Source organism: Streptomyces sp. NPDC050856 (genome assembly GCF_040653855.1).
GTDB lineage: Bacteria > Actinomycetota > Actinomycetes > Streptomycetales > Streptomycetaceae > Streptomyces.
Window position 1 is genome coordinate 203,912 of sequence record NZ_JBFAGV010000005.1, and the last position, 23,806, is coordinate 227,717.

The 23,806-nt window shown below is 75.8% G+C and carries 18 protein-coding genes; 5 read left to right on the top strand and 13 right to left on the bottom strand.

Annotated features, from left to right (window positions below):
* Nucleotides 1-21 precede the first annotated feature (21 nt).
* Together AB0H53_RS07195 and AB0H53_RS07200 are read left to right on the top strand one after the other, a co-directional pair.
* Entirely contained in the window at nucleotides 22-513 is a 492-nt protein-coding gene (locus AB0H53_RS07195; protein ID WP_362108396.1) for an NUDIX hydrolase, read from the top strand.
* Between the two features lie 293 nt (nucleotides 514-806).
* The gene (locus tag AB0H53_RS07200; RefSeq protein WP_362108398.1) at nucleotides 807-1,538 is read left to right on the top strand and encodes a Sir2 family NAD-dependent protein deacetylase; all 732 of its coding nucleotides are present in this window, start codon (nucleotides 807-809) and stop codon (nucleotides 1,536-1,538) included.
* Here the strand turns inward: AB0H53_RS07200 and AB0H53_RS07205 are convergent.
* The 4 genes from AB0H53_RS07205 to AB0H53_RS07220 form a co-directional block, all read right to left on the bottom strand.
* Nucleotides 1,535-2,032 carry a methylated-DNA--[protein]-cysteine S-methyltransferase gene (locus AB0H53_RS07205; RefSeq protein ID WP_362108400.1) on the bottom strand — a complete coding sequence of 166 codons (498 nt, stop codon included), beginning with the start codon at nucleotides 2,030-2,032 and terminating at the stop codon, nucleotides 1,535-1,537. The two genes, AB0H53_RS07200 and AB0H53_RS07205, sit on opposite strands and share 4 nt — an antisense overlap.
* On the bottom strand, nucleotides 2,029-3,519 hold the full coding sequence (locus AB0H53_RS07210; protein ID WP_362108402.1) for an AlkA N-terminal domain-containing protein: 1,491 nt from the start codon (nucleotides 3,517-3,519) through the stop codon (nucleotides 2,029-2,031). The genes AB0H53_RS07205 and AB0H53_RS07210 overlap by 4 nt, the downstream gene beginning before the upstream one ends.
* Nucleotides 3,520-3,723: 204 nt before the next feature.
* Nucleotides 3,724-4,032 carry an STAS domain-containing protein gene (locus tag AB0H53_RS07215; RefSeq protein WP_362108404.1) on the bottom strand — a complete coding sequence of 103 codons (309 nt, stop codon included), beginning with the start codon at nucleotides 4,030-4,032 and terminating at the stop codon, nucleotides 3,724-3,726.
* Complete coding sequence (locus AB0H53_RS07220) at nucleotides 4,029-8,099, bottom strand: SpoIIE family protein phosphatase (RefSeq protein ID WP_362108569.1); 4,071 nt, start codon at nucleotides 8,097-8,099, stop codon at nucleotides 4,029-4,031. The genes AB0H53_RS07215 and AB0H53_RS07220 overlap by 4 nt, the downstream gene beginning before the upstream one ends.
* 295 nt (nucleotides 8,100-8,394) lie before the next feature.
* Here AB0H53_RS07220 and AB0H53_RS07225 point away from each other — a divergent pair, with 295 nt between their 5' ends.
* Complete coding sequence (locus AB0H53_RS07225) at nucleotides 8,395-8,565, top strand: hypothetical protein (protein WP_362108406.1); 171 nt, start codon at nucleotides 8,395-8,397, stop codon at nucleotides 8,563-8,565.
* 543 nt (nucleotides 8,566-9,108) lie between these two features.
* On the opposite strand, the gene AB0H53_RS07230 is transcribed toward AB0H53_RS07225, so the two are convergent.
* Nucleotides 9,109-11,232, bottom strand: coding sequence for a SpoIIE family protein phosphatase (locus AB0H53_RS07230; RefSeq protein WP_362108408.1), 2,124 nt, complete (start codon nucleotides 11,230-11,232; stop codon nucleotides 9,109-9,111).
* Between the two features lie 181 nt (nucleotides 11,233-11,413).
* On the opposite strand from AB0H53_RS07230, the gene AB0H53_RS07235 reads away from it, so the two are divergent.
* Nucleotides 11,414-12,664 carry a cytochrome P450 gene (locus AB0H53_RS07235; RefSeq protein ID WP_362108410.1) on the top strand — a complete coding sequence of 417 codons (1,251 nt, stop codon included), beginning with the start codon at nucleotides 11,414-11,416 and terminating at the stop codon, nucleotides 12,662-12,664.
* A 105-nt stretch (nucleotides 12,665-12,769) separates the two neighbouring features.
* Here the strand turns inward: AB0H53_RS07235 and AB0H53_RS07240 are convergent, their stop codons facing one another.
* The 4 genes from AB0H53_RS07240 to AB0H53_RS07255 form a co-directional block, all read right to left on the bottom strand.
* Nucleotides 12,770-13,291 carry an O-acetyl-ADP-ribose deacetylase gene (locus AB0H53_RS07240; RefSeq protein WP_362108412.1) on the bottom strand — a complete coding sequence of 174 codons (522 nt, stop codon included), beginning with the start codon at nucleotides 13,289-13,291 and terminating at the stop codon, nucleotides 12,770-12,772.
* Nucleotides 13,288-14,709 (bottom strand): NAD(P)/FAD-dependent oxidoreductase, encoded by a 1,422-nt coding sequence (locus AB0H53_RS07245; RefSeq protein ID WP_362108414.1) that lies wholly within the window; start codon nucleotides 14,707-14,709, stop codon nucleotides 13,288-13,290. The genes AB0H53_RS07240 and AB0H53_RS07245 overlap by 4 nt, the downstream gene beginning before the upstream one ends.
* 94 nt (nucleotides 14,710-14,803) lie before the next feature.
* Entirely contained in the window at nucleotides 14,804-15,628 is an 825-nt protein-coding gene (locus AB0H53_RS07250) for an inositol monophosphatase family protein (RefSeq protein WP_362108416.1), read from the bottom strand.
* Nucleotides 15,629-15,669: 41 nt separating this feature from the next.
* On the bottom strand, nucleotides 15,670-17,499 hold the full coding sequence (locus tag AB0H53_RS07255; protein WP_362108418.1) for a gamma-glutamyltransferase: 1,830 nt from the start codon (nucleotides 17,497-17,499) through the stop codon (nucleotides 15,670-15,672).
* Nucleotides 17,500-17,791: 292 nt separating this feature from the next.
* Between AB0H53_RS07255 and AB0H53_RS07260 the strand changes: the two genes are divergently transcribed.
* Nucleotides 17,792-18,847 (top strand): biotin/lipoate A/B protein ligase family protein, encoded by a 1,056-nt coding sequence (locus AB0H53_RS07260; RefSeq protein WP_362108420.1) that lies wholly within the window; start codon nucleotides 17,792-17,794, stop codon nucleotides 18,845-18,847.
* Nucleotides 18,848-19,079: 232 nt separating this feature from the next.
* On the opposite strand, the gene AB0H53_RS07265 is transcribed toward AB0H53_RS07260, so the two are convergent.
* The 4 genes from AB0H53_RS07265 to AB0H53_RS07280 all read right to left on the bottom strand — a co-directional run bounded on the left by AB0H53_RS07265 (nucleotide 19,080) and on the right by AB0H53_RS07280 (nucleotide 23,803).
* Nucleotides 19,080-19,862 carry a hypothetical protein gene (locus tag AB0H53_RS07265; RefSeq protein WP_362108422.1) on the bottom strand — a complete coding sequence of 261 codons (783 nt, stop codon included), beginning with the start codon at nucleotides 19,860-19,862 and terminating at the stop codon, nucleotides 19,080-19,082.
* Nucleotides 19,862-21,163, bottom strand: coding sequence for a VWA domain-containing protein (locus AB0H53_RS07270; RefSeq protein ID WP_362108424.1), 1,302 nt, complete (start codon nucleotides 21,161-21,163; stop codon nucleotides 19,862-19,864). The genes AB0H53_RS07265 and AB0H53_RS07270 overlap by 1 nt, the downstream gene beginning before the upstream one ends.
* A 7-nt stretch (nucleotides 21,164-21,170) precedes the next feature.
* Nucleotides 21,171-22,628: an amidase gene (locus AB0H53_RS07275; protein ID WP_362108426.1), complete on the bottom strand. Its 1,458-nt coding sequence runs from the start codon at nucleotides 22,626-22,628 to the stop codon at nucleotides 21,171-21,173.
* A 173-nt stretch (nucleotides 22,629-22,801) separates the two neighbouring features.
* The gene (locus AB0H53_RS07280; RefSeq protein WP_362108428.1) at nucleotides 22,802-23,803 is read right to left on the bottom strand and encodes a TIGR03842 family LLM class F420-dependent oxidoreductase; all 1,002 of its coding nucleotides are present in this window, start codon (nucleotides 23,801-23,803) and stop codon (nucleotides 22,802-22,804) included.
* Nucleotides 23,804-23,806 lie beyond the last annotated feature (3 nt).

The window sequence follows — 23,806 nt, forward strand, 5'->3', positions numbered from 1 at the left end:
ACACCCCCTAGGCTGGTCAGGGTGACGACCACCGATTACGCCGCGTACCTCGCCGGACTGCCCCGTGTCCTGGCCGGGGCGGCCGCCCTCTTCCGGGACGGGGAGGGCCGTGTCCTGCTCGTCGAGCCGAACTACCGCGAGGGCTGGGCCCTGCCGGGCGGAACCATCGAGTCCGACGCGGGTGAGACCCCGCGCGAGGCCGCCCGGCGGGAGACGCTGGAGGAGATCGGCCTGGACGTCGACCTGGGTCCGCTGCTCGCGGTGGACTGGGCGCACGGGGCCGCCCGGCCACCGATCGTCGCGTACGTGTACGACGGCGGAGTGCTCAGCGGTGAGCAGTTCCGGTCGATCCGGCTCCAGGAGGAGGAGCTGATCTCCTGGAAGCTGGTGGAGCGCGAGGAGCTCACCACCTACCTGCTCGGCTCGCTGGGTCCGCGGGTGCTCGCCGCGCTGGACGCGCTGGCGCGGGGCGGGGGCGCGGTGGAGCTGGAGAACGGCCGCCCGGCGCGCTGACCGCGGCCCGGGCGGGGCGCCGGACGGGCCGGGCGGCAGGCTCGGCGGTGGCGGTCCCACGGCTCGGCCCCGGCCGTGCGGCCGCCTCCCGGCGCGCCTCCGGTGATCCCGCCGGACGGGTCGCGCACGACGGGCCCGGCGGTGACCCGCGGTCTGCCGGGACCCGCCGGCACCGTGAGGTCCACCCCGCGTGCGGCATCGAGACCGGCGGTGACCCCGGCCGGGCCCGGGCCCCGGCACCGGGCGCGGAATCCCGTTCGCGGCGGTGGGGCGGGGCTGCGTAACCTCGCGGCATGACTCTTGTCGCGGTCCTGAGCGGTGCCGGTATCTCCACCGACTCCGGTATCAGCGACTACCGCGGCCCCGACGGGCTGTGGCGGCGTGATCCGGACGCGGAGAAGCTGGTCACCTACGGGTACTACATGGCCGACCCGGAGATCCGGCGCCGGGCCTGGCGGATGCGGCGCGACACCGGCGCGCTGTCGGCCGGCCCGAACGCCGCGCACCGGGCCGTCGCCGAGCTGGCGCGGACCCCCGGCTTCGCCGTGCGGGTGATCACGCAGAACGTGGACGGGCTGCACCAGCTCGCCGGGATGCCGGAGCGCAAGGTGCTCGAACTGCACGGCACCGCCCGCGCGGTGGTCTGCACGGGGTGCGGGGCGCGGTCCTCGATGGCCGACGCGCTGGCCCGGGTCGAGGCGGGTGAGGAGGACCCGGCGTGCGAGGCGTGCGGCGGGATCCTGAAGTCGGCGACCGTGATGTTCGGGCAGCGGCTGGATCCGGTGGTGCTGGGCGAGGCGGTGGCGGTCACCAAGGCGGCCGAGGTCTTCGTCGTGGTGGGTTCGACGCTCCAGGTGCGGCCGGCCGCCTCGCTGGCGGGACTGGCGGCCCAGCACGGGGCCCGGCTGATCATCGTGAACGCCGAGCCCACCCCGTACGACGAGCTGGCGGACGAGGTCGTCCGCGAGCCGATCGGCACCGCGCTGCCGGCGCTGCTGCGGCGGCTGGCCGACGGCTCCGCCTAGAACAGCGCGTTGTCCGCGGGCCGGCCGCTCTCGAAGGCGAGCAGGCGCCGCTTGCGGTCGAGGCCGCCGCCGTATCCGGTCAGGCCGCCGCTCGCGCCGACGACGCGGTGGCACGGCACGATGATGCCGATCGGATTGCGCCCGTTGGCGAGGCCGACGGCGCGGGAGGCGCGGGGTGCGCCGAGCGCGCCGGCCAGTTCGCCGTAGCTGCGGGTCTCGCCGTACGGGATGGTCCGCAGCAGCTCCCAGACGCGGCGCTGGAACGGCGTACCGGCCAGGTGCAGAGGCAGGTCGAAGGCGGTCAGCCGGCCCGCGCAGTAGGCGTCGAGCTGGCGGACCACCTCGCCGGAGGGGCGCGGGTCGGGCTGCCCGAAGGTCTCCTCCGGCGGGCGGTGGCGCTGGCCGGTCATGTAGAGGCCGCTGAGGACGCCATCGGTGGCGACCAGGGTGAGCGGGCCGTACGGGCTGTCGACGACGGTGTGCTGTCGCATCATCGGTGGGGTCCTCGGGCGGGCAGGTGGTTGACGGGGTGGGTGCCGGTGGCCCAGAGGTACTGGACGGCGTACGCGCGCCAGGGCCGCCACCCGGTGGCGCGGGCGGTGAGCGCGGCGGGGGTGGCCGGCAGGCCCAGCCCGGCGGCGGCGCGCCGGACACCGAGGTCCGTGGCCGGGAAGGCGTCGGGGTCACCGAGGGCGCGCATGGCGATCACCTCGGCGGTCCACGGCCCGAAACCGGGCAGCGCCAGGAGGTCGGCGCGCGCCTCCTCCCAGTCGCTGTCCAGGCCGAGGCGGAGCGAGCCGCCGGCGAGGGCGCCCACCAGGGTGGTGAGCGTGGCGCGGCGGCTGCGCGGCAGGGCGAGGGCTCCGGGATCCAGGGCGGCGAGCGCGGCCGGGTCCGGGAAGAGGTGGGTGAGGCCGCCCTCGGGGTCGTCGACGGGGTGGCCGTGGGCGGCGACGAGGCGGGCGGCGTGGGTGCGGGCGGCGGCAGTGGAGACCTGCTGGCCGAGCACCGCCCGTACCGCGAACTCGGCGGCGTCGACGGTACGGGGGACGCGCCGGCCCGGGGCCCGGTCGACGAGCGGCGCCAGCAGCGGGTCGGTGCGCAGGCGGTCGTCGACGGCGACCGGGTCGGCGTCCAGGTCGAGCAGCCAGCGGCACCGGCTGATCGCCAGGGTGAGGTCGCGCGGGTCGGTCAGCAGGAGGCGGCAGGCGATGTGGCCGGGACCGGGGGCGAGGGCGACGATGCCGTGCCCGTGCGGGAGGGCGAGCGTGCGGCGGTAGGCACCGTCACGCCACTCCTCGACGCCGGGGACGGCGGTCGCGGCCAGGTGGCCGAAGAGGTTGTCGGGGTTGAGCGGGGCGCGGTACGGCAGTCGCAGCGCGATGACCCCGGGGGTGGCGGGAGGCCCGGACCGGCCCGGGGCGGCTCGGGCGCGCAGCGCGCCGGGGGCGAGCGCGAAGACCTCGCGGACGGTGTCGTTGAAGGCGCGGACCGAGGAGAACCCGGCCGCGAAGGCGACGTCCGCCATGGGCAGCGCGGTGGTCTCGATCAGCAGGCGCGCGGTCTGCGCGCGCTGGGCGCGGGCCAGGGCGAGCGGGCCGGCGCCCAGTTCGGCGAGGAGCTGGCGTTCGACCTGCCGGGTGGAGTAGCCGAGCCGGGCCGCCAGGCCCGGTACGCCCTCGCGGTCGACCACGCCGTCCCGGATGAGGCGCATGGCCCGGGCGACGGCGTCGGCGCGGGCGTTCCACTCCGGGGAGCCGGGGCTGGTGTCGGGGCGGCACCGTTTGCAGGCCCGGAATCCCGCCTGCTGGCAGGCGGCGGCGCTCGGGTGGAAGACCATGTTCTCGGCCTTCGGCGGCACCACCGGGCAGCTCGGACGGCAGTAGATCCCGGTGGTCAGCACGGCGGTGAAGAACCAGCCGTCGAAGCGGGCGTCCTTGGACCGGACGGCCCGCACGCAGCGCTCGGTGTCGGTGTGCATGGCTCAAGCATCGTGGACGGGGGCGGCGGAGGGCTGGCGGAAAAACGACATCAGCCTTCCCCCGGGCAGGAGCGCGTTCCCGCCCCTGTCGGCGGCCGGGCCGCCCGGGCCGCCGGCCGCGATCCGCCCCGGCCACACCCACCGGCCGGGAGGGGGCGGCGGCCGGCCCCGGCACACCCCGGTGGCGGGCCGGGCGGCCGGGGCTCAGCCGATGCGGACGCGGGCCAGGTCGGCCAGGCCCGAGACGGTGAGTACCGAGTCGAGCAGCGGCGGGGCCAGGACGTCGAGCCGTTCCGCGTGGCCGAACAGCGCGGTCAGCCCGGCGCTGTCCAGGTACTCGACCTCGGTGAGGTCGACCACCAGCCGGTCGCCGTCGGACGACGCCTCCTCGGCCGCCCGGTCGAGCGCGCCGCGGAAGGTCGCGGCGTTGCTCATGTCGATCTCCCCGGACACGGCGACGACGGGGGTGCCGTCGTCCCGGTGGTGGAGGGTCACGGTCAGCGGTGTGCTCATCGGCGGCTCCTGGTTCGCATGTCGACGGTGGTACCCGTCTCGTCCGTCGTGAGGGCGACCTCGTCCATCAGGGCCCGCATGAGGCCCAGGCCGTGGCCCCGGTGCGGGTTGGCGCCGGGGGTGGGCTCCTTCCAGCGGCCGGAGTCGGACACGGTCAGCCGGAGGGTCTCCGCGCTCGCCGAGGCGGCCAGGCGCACCTGCCCGCCGGGGCTGTCGCGGTGCCCGTGTTCGATCGCGTTGGCGCAGGCCTCCCCGGCGGCGATCAGGATGTCCTGGGCGAGCCGGGGCGCGAGATCCAGCCGGGCGAGCCACTGGCGCAGCCGGTCGCGGACCGGGCCGAGCTCGGCCGACTCGGCGGCGAAGACGACCTCCAGCGGCTGCGGGTGGCGGTAGAGGAGGACGGCGACGTCGTCGTCGTACCCGGACTGCGGCTCCAGGTGCGCCATGAGCCTGTCGGCGAGGGCGTCCAGCGGGTCGTCGACGCCCTCCCCCGCGGCCCGGGCCGCCTGGGCGATGCCGGAGTCGAGGGACAGCCGGCGGCGTTCGACCAGTCCGTCGGTGTACAGCAGCAGCACCGACGAGGGGGGCAGGGTGCGGGTGGCCTCGGGGCGCGGGTGGCCGGGGCGGACGGCGAGCGGGGTGGCCCGTCCCCCGTCCAGCAGTTCGGTGGTGCCGTCGGGCCGGGCGACGATGCCCGGCGGGTGGCCCGCGCTGCTGTAGGTGAGTTCCCCGGTGTGGGGATCGAGGATGCCGCAGAAGACGGTGGTGCACAGCGCGCCGGGGATGAGGGCGGCGAAGTGGTCCAGTGCGGCCAGGGTCTGCGCGGGGCCGGTGGACTGGAGCAGCAGCGCCCGGCAGGCGCTGCGCAGTTGGCCCATGACGGTGGCGGCCGCCAGGCCGCGGCCGACGCAGTCCCCGACCACGATGCCGATCCGCCCGTCGGCCAGTTCCACCGTGTCGTACCAGTCACCGCCCACCTCCAGCGGGCGGGCGGCGGGCTCGTAGCGGACGGCGAAGCCGGGGGGCAGGCGGGGCGGGCCCAGGATGGCGCGCTGGAGGGTGAGCGCGACCTCGCGCTGCTGGTCGAAGGAGTGGATGCGCTGGAGGGCCTGGCCCAGGTGGCCCGACAGGATGGTCAGTACCGCGTGGTCCTCGCCGTTGAGGGGCCGGTGCGGGTCGGGCACGATCCACAGGGCCAGCGGCCCGCCGAGGTGGTCCAGGGCGATGCCCACCCCGGCGGCCTCGCTGACCGGTTTGAGCGGGATGGTGCCGCGCAGGGCGGCGACGGCCGCGCGCACGTCCTGCGGCAGGTCCTCCCAGTCGGCTTCCGGGGTGGCGGCGACGCGGTGCACCTCGCCGCGCTCGTTCCAGGCGGCGGCCACGACCAGGCGTGCCTGCCAGAGCTGGCGCAGTTCGTCCACCGAGGCCCGCAGTGCCGCGTCCAGGCTCTCCGCGCCGGCCAGCCGCACGCTCAGGGCCGCCAGCGCGGCCTCCCGCTGGGCGGCGAAGTGCTCGGTGGTGACGTCGCGGAAGGTGCCCACCACCAGGCGCCGGCCGGTGTCGGGGTCACGCACCTCGTTGAAGTTCGCGGCGACCCACAGCCGGTGCCCGGCGCGGTGGGTGACCGGGATGGTGTACGCGCCCTTCGACTCCGCCACGACCCGGGTGAACGCCTCGCTGACCTGGCGGTGTGCCTCGGGGTCGGCCTTCTCGTCCGGCCACCAGGGGTGCTGCGGCCGGTAGGGCAGGTCTTCGGGCCCGTATCCCAGGATGTCGGTGAAGGCGGTGTTGATCTCGACGACGGCACCGGTCTCGTCGCAGACGAAGAACGCCTCCTGGAGGGAGTCGATCAGGGCCGCGCGCCAGGTGGCGTGGTGGTTGCGCAGCCGGGCGAGCTTGACGTTGGCCCGTACCCGGGCGAGGAGTTCCTGGGCGGAGAAGGGCTTGACCAGGTAGTCGTCCGCGCCCGCTTCCAGGCCCTCGATGGCCGCCTCCTGCCCGGCCCGCGCGGACAGCAGCAGGACGGGCACGCCCGCGGTGCGGGGGTCGCCGCGCAGTGCCCGGACCAGTTGCAGCCCGTCCAGGCCCGGCATCATCACATCGCTGATGACCAGGTGCGGCGGCCGGGCCCGGACGGCGGCCAGCGCCGACTCGCCGTCGCTGACCGCCTCCACCTCGCAGCCGGCGCGCAGCAGCCGCCGGAGGTACTCGCGCATGTCGGCGTTGTCGTCGGCGATCAGGACGCGCGGGCGGGGCGCCGGCGTGCCGAGCTGGGACGGCAGGGGCGCCGGGGGCGGGGCCAGGCCGGGCGAGGGGGCGTCGGGTTCGTCGGGCAGCCAGCGCAGGGCCTCCTGGACGAACGGCTCCACCGCGCCGGAGAACCCGTCGGCTTCGGACGGCGCCAGGCTGTCCTGCGGCAGGTGGGCGCTGCCGAACGGCAGGCGGACGGTGAACGTGGTGCCCTCGCCCGGCCGGCTCCGCGCGGTGATCGTCCCGCCGTGCAGGCCCATCAGCTCGCGCACCAGGGCCAGCCCGATGCCGCTGCCCTCGTGGGAACGGGCGCGGACGCTGGAGACGCGGTGGAACCGTTCGAACAGGCGGGGCATCTCCTCCGCCGCGATACCGATCCCGGTGTCGGACACCCGCAGCACGGCCTGCCCGTCCTCGGCGCGCAGCCGGACGCGGACGGAGCCGTGGAAGGTGAACTTCAGCGCGTTGCTGAGCAGGTTCAGTACGGCCTTCTCCCACATCTCCCGGTCCACGTACACCGGTTCGGGCAGTGGGGGGCAGTCCACGTCGAAGTCCAGTCCCGCCTTCTCGATCGCGGCGCGGAAGACGCTGGCGAGCTCGGCGGTGAACTCGGCCAGGTCGACCGGCTGGAAGCGGGCCTGCATACGGCCGGCCTCGATGCGGGAGAAGTCGAGCAGGGTGTTGACGAGTTTGCCCAGCCTCATGGCGTTGCGCCGGATCAGGCCGAGTTCCTCGCGGACGTCCCGGTCGGCGGCGGCCGGCTCGTCCAGCAGCTCCTGGACCGGCCCCATGATCAGCGTGAGGGGGGTGCGGAACTCGTGGCTGATGTTGGAGAAGAACACCGTCTTCGCCCGGTCCAGCTCGGCCAGCTCCTCCACCCGCCGCCGCTGGAGCTGGTAGGCCACCGCCCCGTTGACCAGATCGGCGGTCTGCCGGGCCACCAGGTCGAGGAAGGTGCGGTACGAGTCGTCCAGGCGCCGTCCGGCACTGGCCGTCAGGACGATGGCACCGACCGGCTCCGCGCCCGTCTCACCCGGCAGCGGGAACACCATCGCCTGCTTCGGCGGCGTCTGCCAGCCGCCGGCGGGCAGCGCGCCGAACCGGGCGGCCACGTCGTCCAGCACCACCGGACGGCCCCCGCTCAGCGCCTCGGCGAGCGGCCACCCGCCGGGGCCGTCCGGCGACGGCGGCGGGACGGCGCCCGGCGGGCTGGCCGCGGCGAGGGTGAGCTGCCCCGTCTCGGGCCGGCGCAGGTGGATCTCGGCGTACGGCACGTCCCGCCCGGCACGGGTGAGCGCCTGCGCCACCAACTGGCAGGCCTCTTCGGCGCTGCGGGCGGTGCCGGCCTGCGCGCCGAGGTCGCGCAGCGCGGCCAGGCGGCGCTCGCCGATGACCCGTTCGGTGGTGTCACTGACGGCGGTGAACACCCCGCGCACCCTGCCGTCGTCGTCGTGGAGGGGGCTGTAGGAGTACGTCCAGTACGACTCCTCCAGGTAGCCGTGCCGGTTCATCGGCAGCAGCAGGTCCTCGGACCAGGTGGCCTGCCCGGTGGCCAGCACCGAGTCGAGCATCGGGCCGATGATGTGCCAGATGTCCGGCCACACCTCCGCGCCCGGCTTGCCCAGCGCGGGATGCTTGGTGCCCAGCAGGGGCAGGTAGGCGTCGTTGTAGAAGAACCGCAGATCCGGCCCCCACCACAGGACCATGGGGAAGCGGGACGTCAGGCAGATGCGGCAGGCGGCCCGCAGGCTCTCCGGCCACGTCTCCACCGGGCCCGGCTCCCTGCCCCAGTCGTGGTCCCGCATGCGCCGCGCCATCTGGCCGTCCCCGGGGAACACCAGCTCGGACGACCTGGTCCGCTCGGCCAATTCTCCTGCCCTTCTCCGGCCACCACCGCCCCACCGGGCGCCATCGGGCAGCCTGCCCCGAAACGACGGACTCATCATCGGTGATCGGACCGGCGGCCGCGCGCACCCGCACGAGTGAGGGTCCCCACACCGCAGGCACGGAGGTTTTGCGGTTTATGTTGCTTTTGTGCGGACAGTCGTGCGGTGTGCCGCGGCGGTGTCGCACCCCGTGGCCCCCACGCACCACAGGAGAAAGGGAGTCGCCGTGACTGTGCCCGAGGAGAACCGGCCGAAGACCGGGACGACCGACGAGATCGTGAAGGACACCGGCGACGCCGCCGACGCCGCCGAGGAGTCGGCCGGCGGGACCGGTCGCACGATCAAGGAGGCGCTGGAGGAAGCGGGTGTGAGCCGCGAGGACTTCGAGGAGAAGTAGTCCCGCGCCCCGGGCGGGACCCCCGCCGCCCCGGCCCCGCGCCGCGCCGACCGGGGCGGTGCCCGACCCGCGTCCGCGCTCGACCCGCCCCGCGCTCGACCCGCCCCGCGCTCGGCGGGGCCGCGACCCGGCGTTCCCGGCCGGTCGGCGGCGGGCGCGCCGGGTGCGCCGGAGAGGTCCGACCGTCCGCCCGTCGGGTTCCCCGGCGGGCGGACGCGCGTGTCCGGGAGCGGGCCGCCTCGCCGGTGGCGCCACGGGCGGGCGGGCACGGCGGGCCACTTCCGGGCCACGGGTGGCCGGCCGGGCCGCGGAAGTCCGGCAGCCGAGCCAACTCGCCCGGCCCCCTCGGGGCATTGGGTCCGGGGCACAGGGCGCCCGGCGTACCGGGCCGGGTACGGGGTCCGGGTACGGGGCCCGGGTACGGGGTCCGGGGTTTGGGCCCCGTACGGATCGGCGCGCCCCGGCTCTCGCCCGGCGGCCACCGGCGGTGGCCGGCGTGCCGCACGGTGGGCGGCGCGGCCTCCCGGTCCGGGGCCGGGGCCCTCAGCCGCCGGTCGCGGCGGCGCCGATGAGCAGCAGCGCGATGTCGTCGTGATGGGAGGTCTCGGGGCGGTCCCGGTGGGCCAGGGTCTCGGCGATGCCGGCCAGTCCGGTGCCCCGGCACTGGGTGAGCCGCTCCGCCAGGGCGCCGATGGCGTGGTCGATGTCGACCCCCGGGGTCTCCACCAGGCCGTCGGTGTAGAGGGCGAGCAGGGCTCCCGGCGGGAACGCGATGTCCGTCGTGCCGTACCGGGCGGCGGGGTCGATACCGAGCAGCAGCCCGGGTGGGACCGGGACCACCTCGGTGTGCCCGTCCGGGTGGCGCAGCAGCGGTGGCGGGTGACCGGCGGTGGCCAGGAGCACCCGGTGGCCGGCCAGGTCGATGTGGGCGTACGCGCAGCTGGTGAACAGGTCGGTGTCGAGGTCGGTGAGCAGGCGGTTGGTACGGGCGAGAACCTCGCCCGGGGGTGCGCCGGCGGAGGCGTGGACGGCGGTGCGCACCTGGCCCATCAGGGCCGCCGCCTCGACGTTGTGCCCCTGTACGTCACCGATGGCGGCGGCGGCCGTGGTGCTGTCGAGGCGGATCAGGTCGTAGAAGTCGCCGCCGACACCCACGCCGTGCCCGGCGGGGAGGTAGCGGGCCGCCACGTCGAGCCCGTCGATCCGGGGCAGGGTGTGCGGCAGCAGGCTGGCCTGGAGGCTGTGGGCGAGCTCCTGCTTGGCGTCGTAGAGACGCGCCCGGTCGAGCGCCTGGGCGATCAGCCCGGCGAGCGAGCTGAGGATGGCGCGTTCGCCCGGCGAGAAGGGCCGGGCTCGCCCGTAGGCGAGTACGAGGGAGCCGACCGGCCGACCGGACGCCACCAGGGGCAGGAAGGCCCACGCCTTCATGTCGCCCAGGATGACGGCGGTGGGAAAGTCGGCGTGCAGCTCCGCGGGGCTGGCGAAGAACAGGGGCATGCCGGTGGACAGCACCCGCGCGGTGGGGGCGTCGGAATCGAGGGGAGCCCCGTCGAACCGGGCCAGGACCTCGGCGGGGTGGCCGCGGTGCCCGCGGTGACCGATGATCCTCAGCCGTCCTTCCTCCGCCACGAACAGGGTCATCGCCTGGGCGCCCAGGGCGGGGACGAGCTGGTCGGCGGCCTGGTCCGCGACATCGCGCACGCCGGCCGCCTCGGTCAGCGTGGCCGCCAGGTGCATCAGGTGGTAGAGGGCGGTCGCCCGGCTCGGCAGGGACGCGGCGGTGGGGGGATCGGCCGGGTGCGCGGCGCTCCCGGGGGCGGGCGCCGGAGTGATGCGCACACTGATCCCGGAGTCGTCCGGGTGGAGGGCGAAGGTCAGCCACTGGGCCGGGGGGCGCAACACGGTGAAGGACGTGCTCTGGCGGCTGATGAGCGCGGCCCGGTAGCGGTCCTCCACGGTGGGGTTGTCCATCCAGGGCAGGACCTCCCACGGCAGGGCGCCGATCAGCCGCCGGGCGTCCTCCCCCAGAAGACCCGCGGCGGCGGAGGTGAGGAAGGTGATGCGGCCCTCCAGGTCCAGCGCGCAGCTTCCGCCCGGCAGGCGGTCGACGAACGCCACCGCCGCCTCGGCCTCGGCCGGGTCGGGGGTGCGGGCGCGCCGCGGGGCGAGGACGCGCGGCCGGTGCCCGGGCCGTACCGGGCGGCCGCCGTCGGCCGCCCGCCGCAGCAGCTCCGCCAGGTGGTCGCAGCCGCCCCGCACCGCCTCACGTTCCCGCTGCCCGAGTTGCGCCGGGCCCCCGCCCGGCCACAGCAGCACCAGTCCTCCCAGTGGTGCGGAGTCCGCCGTGATGGGGGCGGCCGCCAGGGCGAACGGGTAGGGCAGGACGAGCGCGGGCCGGGGGTAGCGCCGGCCCATCTCCTCCTGGCTGCCGATCCAGATCAGGTCCTCCTCCCGTACGGCGTCGGCCACCGGGATCGGGTCCGCCAGCGCCACCCGGGTCCACGGCGCGGCGAACTCCCGGGAGACACCGCTGAGCAGGGCGAGCTGGAGGGTCCGCTCCCCCGGCGGCAGGAGGTAGACCATGGCCACGGACGCCCCGGTGTCACGGACGATGCGGGCCACGGCCGGTTCCAGCATCCGCACCCCGTCTCCGGCGGAGTCCGGCATGGGTTCACCACCTCCCGGCGGTACACACGTCGGGCTCCCTGAGGAGCCCGCCCGCACCGCGTCCAGAAGCCGTCATAAATGGACAATACGCCCAGTCTTCCCGATCTCCCCGGCGGCGGTACGGCTCGGGGGCCGGGTCGGGCGCGCGTTTTCCGGTGTCCCCTCAGGGCACCCGCTGCCCATGCGCCCCAGCCGTCACCCCGTCCTCGACCGAACCGCGGCCCTTCTGCTGGAGGGCTACGGCTGGCTGCCCGACCGGATGCGGCGCGCCACGGGTCCCGTGGCGCGCGGGCGGGTGATGGGCCGGCACGCGGTGGCCCTGCGGGGGCCGGACGCCGTCCGGTTCTTCTACGACGAGCGGCACGTGCGCCGCCACCAGGCCGTTCCCGAGCCGGTGCGCGCCACCCTGTTCGGCGAGGGGCCGGTCCACACACTGGACGGCGAGGCCCACCGGGCGCGCAAGGCGATGTTCCTGTCCCTGCTCGCGCCCCCGGCGCGGGTCGCCGACCTGGTCGAGCAGGTCACCGGGGCGTGGGACGAGGCCGTGGCGTCTTGGGCCCGGCGGCCGGCCGTCGTGCTGTTCGACGAGGCGGCGAAGGTGCTGACCGCCGGGGTGTGCCGCTGGGCCGGGGTGCCGCTGGAGCCCGCCGGGGTCGATCCACTGGCCCGGGACCTGGTGGCCCTGGTGGACGGCTTCGCCACCGCCGGGCCGCGTCACTGGCGCGCCCGCAGGGCGCGGGGCCGGCGCGAGGCCTGGCTGGCGGGCCTGGTGGACGAGGTGCGCGCGGGCACCCGCGCCGTGCCGGACGGCTCGGTCCTCGCCACGGTCGCGGAGCACCGCGACGCCGACGGCCGGCGGCTGGACGCCCGTACGGCCGCGGTGGAGCTCCTCAACGTCATCCGCCCGACGGTCGCGGTCGCCTGGTTCGTCGCCTTCGCCGGCCACGCCCTGCACCGCTGGCCCGGCAACCGCGAGCGGCTCCGGGCCGGGGACACCGCCTTCGCGGCGGCGTTCGTGCACGAGGTGCGCCGCTTCTACCCCTTCGCGCCGTTCACCGGCGGCCGGGCTGCCGCCGACCTGACCTGGCGGGGCGAGGACATCCCGGCCGGCGCCCTGGTCATGCTCGACCTGTACGGCCAGAACCACGACGCCGGGCTGTGGGGCGACCCGTACGCCTTCCGCCCCGAACGCTTCCTGGAGCGGCCCGTCGAACGCGACGAGCTGGTCCCCCAGGGCGGCGGCGATCCCTCCACCGGCCACCGCTGCCCCGGCGAGGCCGTCACGATCGCCCTCCTGGAGGCCGTCTGCGTCCGGCTCTCCCGGCTGGAGTACGACGTACCGCCGCAGGACCTGACCATTCCCCTGCGCCGCGTCCCGACCCGTCCTCGCAGCGGCCTCACGATCACCGGAGTGCGCCCCGCCGCCGGGTAGCGCACCGCGCGACCCGGCCGTGCCGGCCGCCCCGCGACGGCGTCCCGGACCGGCGCCGCGTGCGGTCGGCGTCGGCGCGCCGGGGGCCGTCGGCGCCGTGCGGCGTCAGCGCACCCGGGCGGCGAACGCCTCGTACGCCCGCTCGTCGAAGAGGACGAAGCGGATCTCGGCCACCGCCGTCGCGGTGTCGCGGACCGTCTCCACCGCGACGCGGGCGGCGTCGTCCATGGGCCAGCCGTAGACGCCGGTGGAGATGGCGGGGAAGGCGACCGTCCCGGCGCCCAGCTCGTCCGCCACGCGCAGGGACTCGCGGTAGCAGGAGGCGAGGAGGTGCGCACGGTCGTCGCCGGGGCTGTGGACCGGGCCCACGGTGTGAATGACCCAGCGGGCGGCCAGCCGGCCCGCCGTGGTGGCGACGGCCTGCCCGGTGGGCAGGCCGCGGCCGTAGTGCGAGGCGCGCAGCCGGCGGCACTCCGCGAGGATCTCGGGGCCGCCGCGGCGGTGGATGGCGCCGTCGACCCCGCCGCCGCCCAGGAGCGAGGAGTTGGCGGCGTTGACGACGGCGTCGACGTGCTGCTCGGTGATGTCGCCGCGCACCAGGGTGAGGACGGGGTGGTGGCCGGTCATGACGGGGCCTTGCGGAGGTGGCGCCAGACCGCCTTGGCGGCGTTGTGCCCGGACATGCCGTGCACGCCGGGGCCGGGCGGGGTCGCGGCGGAGCAGAGGAAGACCGCCGGGTGCGGGGTGTTGTAGGGGAAGAGCGAGAGTCGGGGCCGCAGCAGCAGTTGGAGGCCGCTGGCGGCGCCGCAGGCGATGTCGCCGCCGATGTAGTTGGCGTTGCGCGCGGCCAGTTGGGGCGGCCCCGCCGTGGCGCGGGCGAGGACGCGGTCACGGAAGCCGGGGGCGAAGCGTTCGATCTGCCGCTCGACGGCGTCGGTGAGGTCACCCCGCCAGGAATTGGGCACATGGCCGTAGGCCCAGAAGACGTGCTTGCCCTCGGGGGCCCGGGAGGGGTCGACCAGACTGGGCTGGGCGGTGATCAGGAACGGGGTGCGGGGGGCGGTGCCGCTCGACGCCTGGACGAGCGCGGTGCTGATCTCCCGGCTGCTGGGGCCGATCTGGACGGTGCCGGCGCGGCGGGGCTCGGCGGCGGTCCAGGGGACGGGGCCGTCCAGGGCGTAGTCGATCTTGAAGACGGAGGCACCGTAGCGGTACCGGTCGTAGAAGCCGCCGAAACCGGCGATACGCGCCAGGGCGGTCGGGGAGGTGTCGAAGACGTACGCGCGGGCGGGCGGCAGATCGTCCAGGCGCTTGACCTCGTAGGAGGTGTGGACGCTGCCGCCGAGGTCCGCCACGTACCCGGCGAGGGCGTCCGCGACGGCCTGCGAGCCGCCGCGCGGCATCGGCCAGCCGCCGGCGTGCGCGGCGAGCGCGAAGACCAGCCCGATCGCACCGGTCGCCGGGCCGGACAGCGGGGCGATGACATGGGCGACGAGTCCGGCGAACAGGGCGCGGGCCCGGTCGTCGCGGAACCGGCGCATCAGCCAGGTGGACGGTGGCAGCCCGGCCAGGCCGAAGCGGGCCAGGGTGACCGGGTCGCGCGGCAGGGCGGTGAGCGGCAGGGACATGAAGTCCCGGGCGAGGGTGTCCCACTTGCCCAGGAAGGGCTCGACCAGCCTGCGGTACGTGCCGGCGTCCCGGGGGCCGAAGGAGGCGGCGGTCTCGGCCACGGAGCGGGACAGCACGGCGGCCGTGCCGTCGTCGAAGGGGTGCGCCATCGGCAGCTCGGGGTGCAGCCACTCCAGTCCGTACCGGGCCAGTGGCATCGCCTTGAAGGCGGGTGAGCCGACACCCAGGGGGTGCACGGCGGAGCACGGGTCGTGGCGGAAGCCGGGCAGGGTGAGCTCCTCGGTCCTGGCCCCGCCGCCCACGGTGCCGTGGGCTTCGAAGACGGCGACGGAGAAGCCCCTGCGGGCCAGTTCGGCGGCGGCGGTCAGTCCGTTGGGGCCCGCCCCCACGACGACGGCATCGAGCATCGACGGCACGTTCGCACTCCTTCGTCAGCCGATGGCCAAGGTGTTCAGGATATTCGGGTGCGGCGGCCGGCCGGGGGCCGGGCCCGCGTCGGCGGGGCCACGGCTACCGGGCGCTCAGCAAGGCGCGTATCCGCGCCGCCGTGCCCGCGTCGCGGGCCGCGGTGAACGGCAGGGTGTTGCCGCCGGTGACACGGTACGGCTCGCCCGACAGGGTCGTCTGGGCACCGCCCGCCTCGGTGACCAGCAGCAGGCCCGCCGCGTGGTCCCAGGCGAGTTCCCAGTTGAAGGCGACCGCGTCCAGTTCGCCCCGGGCCACGGCCAGGTACTCCATCCCGGCCGAACCGCACGGCCGGGCCCGGACGCCCTCGGCGCGCAGCCCCAGCAGGGCGGCCTTCTGCTCCGGGGTGGTGTAGTCGGGGTGGGACATCGCGACTCGCAGCTCGGCGCCGGGGGCGGGGGATCCCGCCCGCATCGCCGTGCCGTTCAGCGTCGCGCCGCCGCCGCGCACCGCGACGGCCATCTGGTCGCGCGCGGCCGCGAACGTCCAGGACGCCAGCACCTCACCGCGCACGGCGAGCGCGACGAGCGTGCAGAAGCCGGCCTCACCGCGCACGAACTGCCGGGTGCCGTCGACCGGGTCCACGATCCAGACCGGCGCGTCGCCCCGCAGCGCTTCGTACACCCGCGGGTCGGCGTGCACGGCTTCCTCGCCGACCACCACGGAGCCGGGCAGCAGCGCGGTGAGCGACTGGGTCAGGTGCTCCTCGGCGGCGCGGTCGGCGATCGTCACCAGGTCGTGCGGGCCGGTCTTCTCGATGATCTCGTGGGCGGCGAGCTGGCGCCAGCGCGGCACGATCTCGGCGGCCGCCGCCTTGCGCACCGCCTCTTCGACATCGGACAGGGATCCGTCGAGAAACTCATCGATCATGTGTCCAGCTAAGCACGCTTCACCGACATCCCGTCGTGTGCTCAGCGCCCCACCGCGTAACCCTGCGCTCCGCGGGGGTTGGCCGCCGCCGACAGGACACCGGTGCGCGGGTCCCGGGCGACCGCGCACAGCCGCCCCTCGGACCAGGGCCCGCCGACGGTGACGTGGTGGCCCCGGCGGCGCAGTTCCGCCACCACCGTCTCCGCCATCCGGGCCTCGACGGTGACGGAGCCCGGCCGCATGGCGCGCGGGTGGAAGGAGCCGGGGAAGCTGTCGTTGTGCCAGTTGGGCGCGTCGATGGCGGCCTGGAGGTCGAGCCCGCCGTGGGCGACGGCGAGGAAGAAGTGGAGCTGCCACTGGTCCTGCTGGTCGCCGCCCGGCGTACCGAAGGCCATGACGGGCACGCCGTCGCGCAGCGCCAGCGACGGGGTGAGGGTGGTGCGCGGGCGGCGCCCCGGGGTCAGGGTGTTCGGCAGGCCGGGGTCCAGCCAGGCCATCTGGAGCCGGGTGCCGAGCGGGAAGCCCAGTTCCGGGACGACCGGGTTGGACTGGAGCCAGCCGCCGCTCGGGGTGGCCGCCACCATGTTGCCCCACCGGTCGACGACGTCGAGGTGGCAGGTGTCGCCTCGGGTGGTGCCGTCGCCGGTCACGGTCGGCTCCCCCGCCCCGGCGGCGTACGGGAGCCCGGGGGCGTCCGGGACGGGCCCGGGAGCGTCCGGGACGCCCGCCGCGTGGCGTCCGGGGCCGCCCCGGGCGACGGCGGCGGCGTGCGCGCTCAGCCTCGGGGGCCGCCCGTCGGGGCTGCCTGGGCGCAGTTCGAACGAGGCCCGGGCGCCGATCAGCGTCCGCCGGCGGGCGTTGTACGCGGCCGACAGCAGGGCGTCCAGCGGGACACCGGCCGCGTCCCCGTACCAGGCCTCGCGGTCGGCCATGGCGAGCTTGCAGCCCTCCACGAGGAGGTGGACGTAGTCGGCGGAGCCGTGGGCGGGCAGACGCCCGGGGAGGAGCGCGAGCTGCTGGAGGAACACCGGTCCCTGGCTCCAGGGGCCGGCCTTGCACAGGGTCCAGCCGTTCCAGTCGTGGGTGACGGGGTCCTCGTACGTCGCGGACCAGCCGGCCAGGTCGGAGGCGGTGAGGGTGCCGGTGTGGCGGGTTCCGCTGGTGTCCAGCGTGGGCCGCCGGGACTGCCGTACCAGTGCCTCGGCGATGAACCCGGTGCGCCAGATCCGGCGGGCCTCCTCGATCTGGCCGGCGCGGTCGCCGGCGGCGGCCGTCGCCTCGTCCACCAGCCGGCGCCAGGTGCGCGCGAGGGCGGGGTTGCGCAGCAGCCTCCCCGGGGCCGGGGGCCGGCCGTCCGGCAGGTACAGCTCGGCGGACGAGGTCCACTCCCGCTCGAAGAGCGCGCGCACCGTCGCGACCGTCTCGCCGACCCGGGCCACGGGCGGGTGCCCGTGCTCGGCGTAGCCGATGGCGTACCGCAGGACCTCGGCCAGGGACTGGGAGCCGTGGTCGCGCAGCAGCAGCATCCAGGCGTCGAAGGCCCCGGGCACGGCGGCGGCCAGCGGGCCGGTGCCGGGGACCAGGTCCAGCCCGAGGGAGCGGTAGTGGCCGGGGGTGGCGCCGGCCGGGGCGGGTCCCTGTCCGCACAGCACCCGGACCCGCCCGCCGGCGGGCGCCAGCAGGACCGGCACCTCACCGGCCGGGCCGTTGAGGTGGGGCTCGACGACATGGAGGACGAATCCGGCGGCCACCGCGGCGTCGAAGGCGTTGCCGCCGCCCTCCAGGACGGCCATGGCGGACTGCGAGGCGAGCCAGTGGGTGGAGGACACCATGCCGAAGGTGCCCCGCAGGGTGGGCCGGGTGGTGAACATGCGGGCCTCTCCGAGGGGTGCGGGGGACGGTGCGTGCCGGGCCCGGGGTGGTGCCACCGCCCCGGGCCCGGCAGTGCAGTACGGCACCGGGACACCCGTCGGCGCAAGGGCGCCCCGCCCCGGCGGCTCGGCCCGGCCGGGCGGCGGGGCGCCGGGCGCCCGGCCGTAAGCGATCACCCGAAGGACGGGCCGGGCGGCGTCCGGCGGGACCGCCGAACGGGGGCGGAACGGCACGGGGTGGCGCATAGGGTGACATGAGGGCCCGGTTCCGGTGTGACAGGAGAGGTGAACGGTGCACGGTGAGTACAAGGTCCCCGGCGGCAAGCTGGTCGTGGTCGACCTGGACGCGGAGGACGGCGCCCTGCGGAACGTGAGGGTCGCCGGGGACTTCTTCCTGGAACCGGACGAGGCGCTGTACGCCATCGACGAAGCCCTGGAGGGCGCGCCCGTGGACACCGACGCGTCCGGGCTCGCGGCGCGGATCGACGCGGCGCTGCCGCCCGGGACGCAGTTGTTCGGACTGACCACCGAGGGCATCGGGGTGGCCGTGCGGCGCGCCCTCGCGCACGCGACCGACTGGACCGACTACGACTGGCAGCTCATCCACGACGAGCCCCAGCCGCCCGCCCTCCACATGGCCCTGGACGAGGTCCTGACCGCCGAGGTGGCGGCCGGGCGCCGGCCGCCGACCCTGCGGGTGTGGGAGTGGGGCGCCCCGGCGGTGGTCATCGGCAGCTTCCAGTCACTGCGCAACGAGGTCGACACCGAGGCCGCCGAGCGGCACGGCATCACCGTGGTCCGCCGGATCAGCGGTGGCGGCGCGATGTTCATCGAACCCGGCAACACCATCACGTACTCGCTGTCGGTGCCGGACGCCCTGGTGCAGGGGCTCTCCTTCACCGACAGTTACGCCTACCTGGACGACTGGGTGCTCGGCGCCCTCGGCGACATGGGCATCAAGGCCTGGTACCAGCCGCTCAACGACATCGCCACCGAAGCGGGCAAGATCGCCGGCGCGGCGCAGAAGCGGATGGTCGGCGGGGACGGAGCGGTCCTGCACCACGTGACCATGGCGTACGACATCGACGCCGAGAAGATGACGGAGGTGCTGCGCATCGGCCGCGAGAAGCTCTCCGACAAGGGCACCAGGAGCGCCAAGAAGCGCGTGGACCCGTTGCGCCGCCAGACGGGCCTGCCGCGCACGACGGTGATCGAGCGGATGATCGGCTCGTTCCGCGAGCGGTACGGGCTGGCCGACGGCACCGTCACGGACGAGGAGCTGGCCCGCGCCCGGGACCTGGCGGAAACGAAGTTCGCCTCCTCCGAGTGGACGGCGCGCGTGCCGTAAGCGGCCCCGCCGGTGCCGGTCCGGCCCGACGGCGCGCCGCACGGGCCCGCCCGCCCCGCCGGCACCGGGGCGCGAACCGCACGCCCCCACCGGGCCGGCCCACGTGCCGGCGCCGTGCGGGTCCGGCACGTGGGCCGTGCGGGTCCGGCACCGTACGGGTCCGGCCTCCCGGGGCGGCGACCGGGAGCGGCCTGGGCGCGCGCCGGCCGCGCCCAGGTGCGCGGCGCCCCCGTCAGGCGCGGGTGCCCGGGACTCCGGCCGGGCGACCGGCGCCGCGGGTGAGGGTGTAGCCGCCGATACCGGCCAGCGCCGCCAGGGCCGCGCCGCCGGCGGTCCACAGCCAGCGGGTGGACCACCGGCCCGACGACCAGCCGTCCGCCGGCTCCACCCGGGCGGCGCTGCCCTGCGCCAGCGGCGTGGACAGGCCCCCGTCCACCGCCGCCGCACCGCCCGCGGAGGCGGTGGTGACGTCCAGGGAGGCGTCGAAGGGCAGTCCGGTGTCGGCCACGGCGAGGCGCACCGCGGTCAGCCGGACGTAGTAGGCGCCCGGCAGCGGATCGTCCGACCAGGGCTCGGCCCAGGCCCGCACGGTACGCAGGTGGCAGGTGAGTTCGACCGACGTCGCCGTGGCCGGCACCGCGCGGGTCTGGCTGCCGTGGCGGCAGGCCTGGCGGCGGCGCAGTCCGTCGTAGACGTCGATCTGCCAGGTGGCGGGCGCCGAGCGGGGCGCGGCCGGCAGCTTCACCGACGCGCGCACGGTGGCCCGCTCGGTGGCGTCGGCGGGAAACTGCCAGTAGAGGTAGTCACCGGTCGAGGCCGGTGCGGTGGCGCGCTGCCCCGGGCGTACCGCGGTGGCCGTCCGGAACGAGGTGCCGGCCTCGGTGGGCGCGGCGGTCTCGCCGCCGGAGGCGGTCGGGTCCGGGGTGGGGCTGTCCGCCGCCGCGCCGCCCGGGAGGCCGAGCAGGGCGCTGCCCGCCAGCAGGGCGATGACGGTGGTCTTCCGTGCGGTACGCATCAGTTGGTCCTCCAGACGGAGACGCGCCAGCGTGAGACCCAGCCCCACAGCAGCCCGGCCGCGAAGCCGGCCAGGACGAGCACGCCGAGCAGCCACCAGCCGCGGCCGAGCCCGAGGAAGGCGGCGTCACCGGCCTCGTCGGGTCCGTCCACGATGTCGACGCTGAGTTCGACGGGCAGGCCCGGAGAGGTCCTGACCGAGGCGGGTGCGGAGAAGGAGTTGCTGACGCGCAGACAGACGGTCTCCGCGGCGGGCTTGTCGGTGTCGGAGTCCGAGCCGGAGCCGAAGAAGGAGTCGTCCGCGTCCGGCCGGGGGTAGCGCAGGCCGGTGGAGATGACGTCGGTGCGGCCGTCGCCGGCCGCCTCGCCGCGCACGATCTCGCGGCCGTGGGTGGTCGAGGCGCGCAGCAGCACCCCGTAGTCCTGGTTGACCGCCCGGTCGGCGGCGACGCTCACCGAGGCGCGCAGCTCCTGGCCGGGCAGGACGTCGACCCGGTACCAGCGGTGTTCGCCGAACGTCTCGCGGTCGGTGTGGAGGCCCGGCCGGAGCAGGGGCGCCTTCTCGCAGCTGTCCGCGCCCCGGGTGGCGACCGGGGTGAGGGTGGGCTCGGCGGCCCGGTCGACGAGTTGGCTGACCCGCTCGGACAGTTCCTCGGTGTGCCGTACCGAGGTGTACGTACCGCCGGTGGCCTCGGCGATGCAGACCAGCTGGGCGCGGGTCTTGGCGTCCGGGACCAGCCCGAGTGTGTCGATGGTGAGGTGGATGCCCTTGGCGGCGATCTCCCGGGCGACCTGGCACGGGTCGAGGGGCGCGCAGGTGTCCTCGCCGTCGGTGATGAGGACGATGCGGCGGGTGGCCTCGCCGCCCTTCAGGTCGTCGGCGGCGCCGAGCAGCGCGGGTCCGATCGGCGTCCAGCCGGTGGGCGCCAGGGTGGCCACGGCGGCTTTCGCCTCGGTGCGGTCCAGCGGGCCGACCGGGTGGAGCTGCCGGGTGTCCTTGCAGCCGGTCCGGCGGTCCTTGCCGGGGTAGTCGGCACCGAGGGTACGGATGCCCAGGAGGACGTCGGCGGGCACGGCGTCCAGCACCTCGTTGAACGCCTGTTTGGCGGCCGCCATGCGGGTCATGCCGTCGATGTCCCGGGCCCGCATCGAGCCGCTGACGTCCAGCACCAGCTCGACCTTGGGCGCCTGCTTCCGCGCCGGTTCCCCGTCATCGGCCAGGGCGGCTGCCGGGGACGGTCCGCCCGTCAGGGTGACCAGCAGGCCGCAGACCGCGGCGGCCAGCCGTTTTCTTATGATCATCGCCGGATCATAGTGATCGCGGTGAGCGCTCCCCAAGTCGCCCGCGGGGGGCGCGGGAGGCACCGGGCGCCGTGCCGAGGGCGGGCGGGCGCTGCTCGTACCACCGGCGGTCGTCCTCCAGTTGCGCGGCCAGTGAGATGAGCCGCTCCTCGCCGCCCTCCGGCCCGAGGAGCTGCGCCCCGACCGGGAGCCCGTCCCGGGTGAAGCCGGCCGGGACGTTCACGCCCGGCCAGCCCAGGACGTTCCAGGGCCAGGCGTACGGGCAGGCCGCCGCCATCGCGATGTCGGTGCGCCAGGCGGACAGGGAGTCGAAGGCGCCGATCCGGGGCGGCGGGGCCGCCGTGGTGGGGGTGAGGACCACGTCGTACCGGTCGAACACGGCGCCGACGCGCCGCTGCTGGTGCCGCTCGCGGGCCCGGGCGGCGCGCAGCACCCAGCCGCCGAGCCGGTGGCCGGTGCGGGTGGCGCTGCGGGTGCGCGGGTCCAGCAGGTCGGGTGCGGGGTGCCGGTCGGCGTAGGCGGCGATACCGGCCGTGGCGCGGGGCAGGAAACCGAGCCCGATCAGCCCGTAGCGGGGCCGGGCCTCCTCGACGGTGTGGCCGAGCCCGGCCAGGGCCTCGGCGACACCGGTGACGGCCCGGCGGACGTCCGGGTGCACCGGGTTGCGGGTGGCGGTGAACGCGGGGCGCCAGGCGAGGGCGACGCGCAGCCGCCCGGGGTCGCGGCGGGCGGCCGCGGAGGCGTCGATGGGCGCCGGGTGGTACCGCTCGTCGGGGTGCGCGCCGCGCACGGCGTCCAGCAGCAGCGCGGCGTCGGCGACCGTACGGGCCAGGGGACCGTTGACGGTGAGGCCTTCGAAGCAGTCGGTGTAGGGGTGGACGGAGACCCGGCCGCGCTGCGGTTTGATGCCGACGAGGTGGGTCCAGGCGGCGGGTATCCGGATGGAACCGGCGCCGTCGGAGCCCAGGGCGGCGGGCACCAGGCCCGCGGCGACCGCGGCGGCCGATCCGCCGGACGAGCCGCCCGGTGTGTGGTCGGTGTGCCACGGGTTGCGGGTGGCGCCGAAGGCGGGACCCTCGGTGAACGGCCACTGGCCCAGCTCGCAGGAGTTGGTCTTGCCCACGACGATCGCGCCGGCGGCCCGTAACCGGCGCACCACCTCGCCGTCGGCCCCGGCGGGCGGAATGCCGCCGTCGCAGCCGAAGGCGGTGGGCAGGCCCGCGACGTCCGTGTCGTCCTTGACGGCGACCGGTACGCCCAGGAGCGGCAGCCTCTCCCCCGCCGCGAGCCTGCGGTCGGCGGCCGCCGCCTCGGTGAGGGCGGCTTCGGCGCGTACGCAGCGGAAGGCGTTGAGCGAGTCCTGGCTCCTCCCGATACGGTCGAGACACTCCTGGACCAGCGCGACCGACGTGGCCTGACCTTCCGTCAACTTCCTTGCCAGCGCCGCCATTCCCTCAGTGGACATGACAGGAAGGCTACTGACCGGCCGAGGAGGCTGTCAGCCGGTCACCGAAGCCGCCCGTCACCCGAAGCCGCCCGTCACCCCGAGTCCGGCCGTCACGGGGTGTGCGCCGGGGAACGTGCGGGGCGGCGCGGGCCGGGGCGGGTGCCGGGCGGGGCGTGCCCCGGAGCGGACGGTCAGCCGTTCAGCGCGGGGATGACCTCGGCGCCGTACGCGTCGATCGTCGCCTCCTTGGCGTCGTGCATGGCGTACACCGCGAACTGGTCCACCCCCAGCTCACGCAGGGCCGTGAGCTTCTCGATGTGCGCGGCGGGCGGCCCCAGCAGGCAGAAGCGGTCCACGATCTCGTCGGGCACGAAGGCGGCGGACGGGTTGCCGGCCCGGCCGTGGTGGCCGTAGTCGTACCCCTCGCGCCGCTCGATGTACGAGGTGAGGGCCTCGGGCACCAGCCCGGAGTGCTCGCCGTACCGGCCGACCAGGTCGGCGACGTGGTTGCCGACCATTCCGCCGAACCAGCGGCACTGCTCGCGGGCGTGCCCGAGGTCGTCCCCGACGTACGCGGGTGCGGCGACGCAGACCGTCACCGAGGCGGGGTCCCGCCCGGCGTCCTCGGCAGCCCGGCGCACCGCCCCGACCATCCACTCGGTGAGGTACGGGTCGGCGAGCTGGAGGATGAACCCGTCCGCCTTGCGCCCCGCCAGGGCGAGCGCCTTCGGCCCGTACGCCGCCATCCAGACCGGCAGCCTGCCCTCGCGCACCCAGGGCAGCCGCAGCGGCCGCCCCTCGACGACCGCCTCCCGGCCCTCGGCCAGGTCGCGGATGGCGTCGATCGCCTCACCGAGCCGGGCCAGGGTGTCGGGCCGGCGGCCGGCGACGCGCATCGCGGAGTCGCCGCGTCCGATGCCGCACACCGTCCGGTTGCCGTACATGTCGTTGAGCGTGGCGAACGTCGACGCGGTGACCTCCCACGTCCGGGTGGTGGGATTGGTGACCATGGGCCCCACGGTCAGCTTCCGGGTGTGTTCCAGGATCCGGCTGTGGATGACGAACGGCTCCTGCCACAGCACGGCCGAGTCGAAGGTCCAGCCGTAGCGGAAGCCGTTGCGCTCCGCGCGGCGCATCAGGCCGACGACGGCCGAGGCGGGCGGGTCGGTCTGCAGGACGAGTCCGAAGTCCATGTC

Excerpts from the sequence above, each read along its gene's own strand:
- AB0H53_RS07265 (WP_362108422.1), bottom strand. The coding sequence starts at position 19,862 with ATGCGTACCGCACGGAAGACCACCGTCATCGCCCTGCTGGCGGGCAGC.
- AB0H53_RS07280 (WP_362108428.1), bottom strand. The coding sequence starts at position 23,803 with ATGGACTTCGGACTCGTCCTGCAGACCGACCCGCCCGCCTCGGCCGTC.
- AB0H53_RS07205 (WP_362108400.1), bottom strand. The coding sequence starts at position 2,032 with ATGATGCGACAGCACACCGTCGTCGACAGCCCGTACGGCCCGCTCACC.
- AB0H53_RS07250 (WP_362108416.1), bottom strand. The coding sequence starts at position 15,628 with ATGATCGATGAGTTTCTCGACGGATCCCTGTCCGATGTCGAAGAGGCG.
- AB0H53_RS07275 (WP_362108426.1), bottom strand. The coding sequence starts at position 22,628 with ATGTCCACTGAGGGAATGGCGGCGCTGGCAAGGAAGTTGACGGAAGGT.
- AB0H53_RS07240 (WP_362108412.1), bottom strand. The coding sequence starts at position 13,291 with ATGACCGGCCACCACCCCGTCCTCACCCTGGTGCGCGGCGACATCACC.
- AB0H53_RS07230 (WP_362108408.1), bottom strand. The coding sequence starts at position 11,232 with ATGCCGGACTCCGCCGGAGACGGGGTGCGGATGCTGGAACCGGCCGTG.
- AB0H53_RS07215 (WP_362108404.1), bottom strand. The coding sequence starts at position 4,032 with ATGAGCACACCGCTGACCGTGACCCTCCACCACCGGGACGACGGCACC.
- AB0H53_RS07210 (WP_362108402.1), bottom strand. The coding sequence starts at position 3,519 with ATGCACACCGACACCGAGCGCTGCGTGCGGGCCGTCCGGTCCAAGGAC.
- AB0H53_RS07220 (WP_362108569.1), bottom strand. The coding sequence starts at position 8,099 with ATGGCGCGGCGCATGCGGGACCACGACTGGGGCAGGGAGCCGGGCCCG.
- AB0H53_RS07270 (WP_362108424.1), bottom strand. The coding sequence starts at position 21,163 with ATGATCATAAGAAAACGGCTGGCCGCCGCGGTCTGCGGCCTGCTGGTC.
- AB0H53_RS07235 (WP_362108410.1), top strand. The coding sequence starts at position 11,414 with ATGCGCCCCAGCCGTCACCCCGTCCTCGACCGAACCGCGGCCCTTCTG.
- AB0H53_RS07200 (WP_362108398.1), top strand. The coding sequence starts at position 807 with ATGACTCTTGTCGCGGTCCTGAGCGGTGCCGGTATCTCCACCGACTCC.
- AB0H53_RS07255 (WP_362108418.1), bottom strand. The coding sequence starts at position 17,499 with ATGTTCACCACCCGGCCCACCCTGCGGGGCACCTTCGGCATGGTGTCC.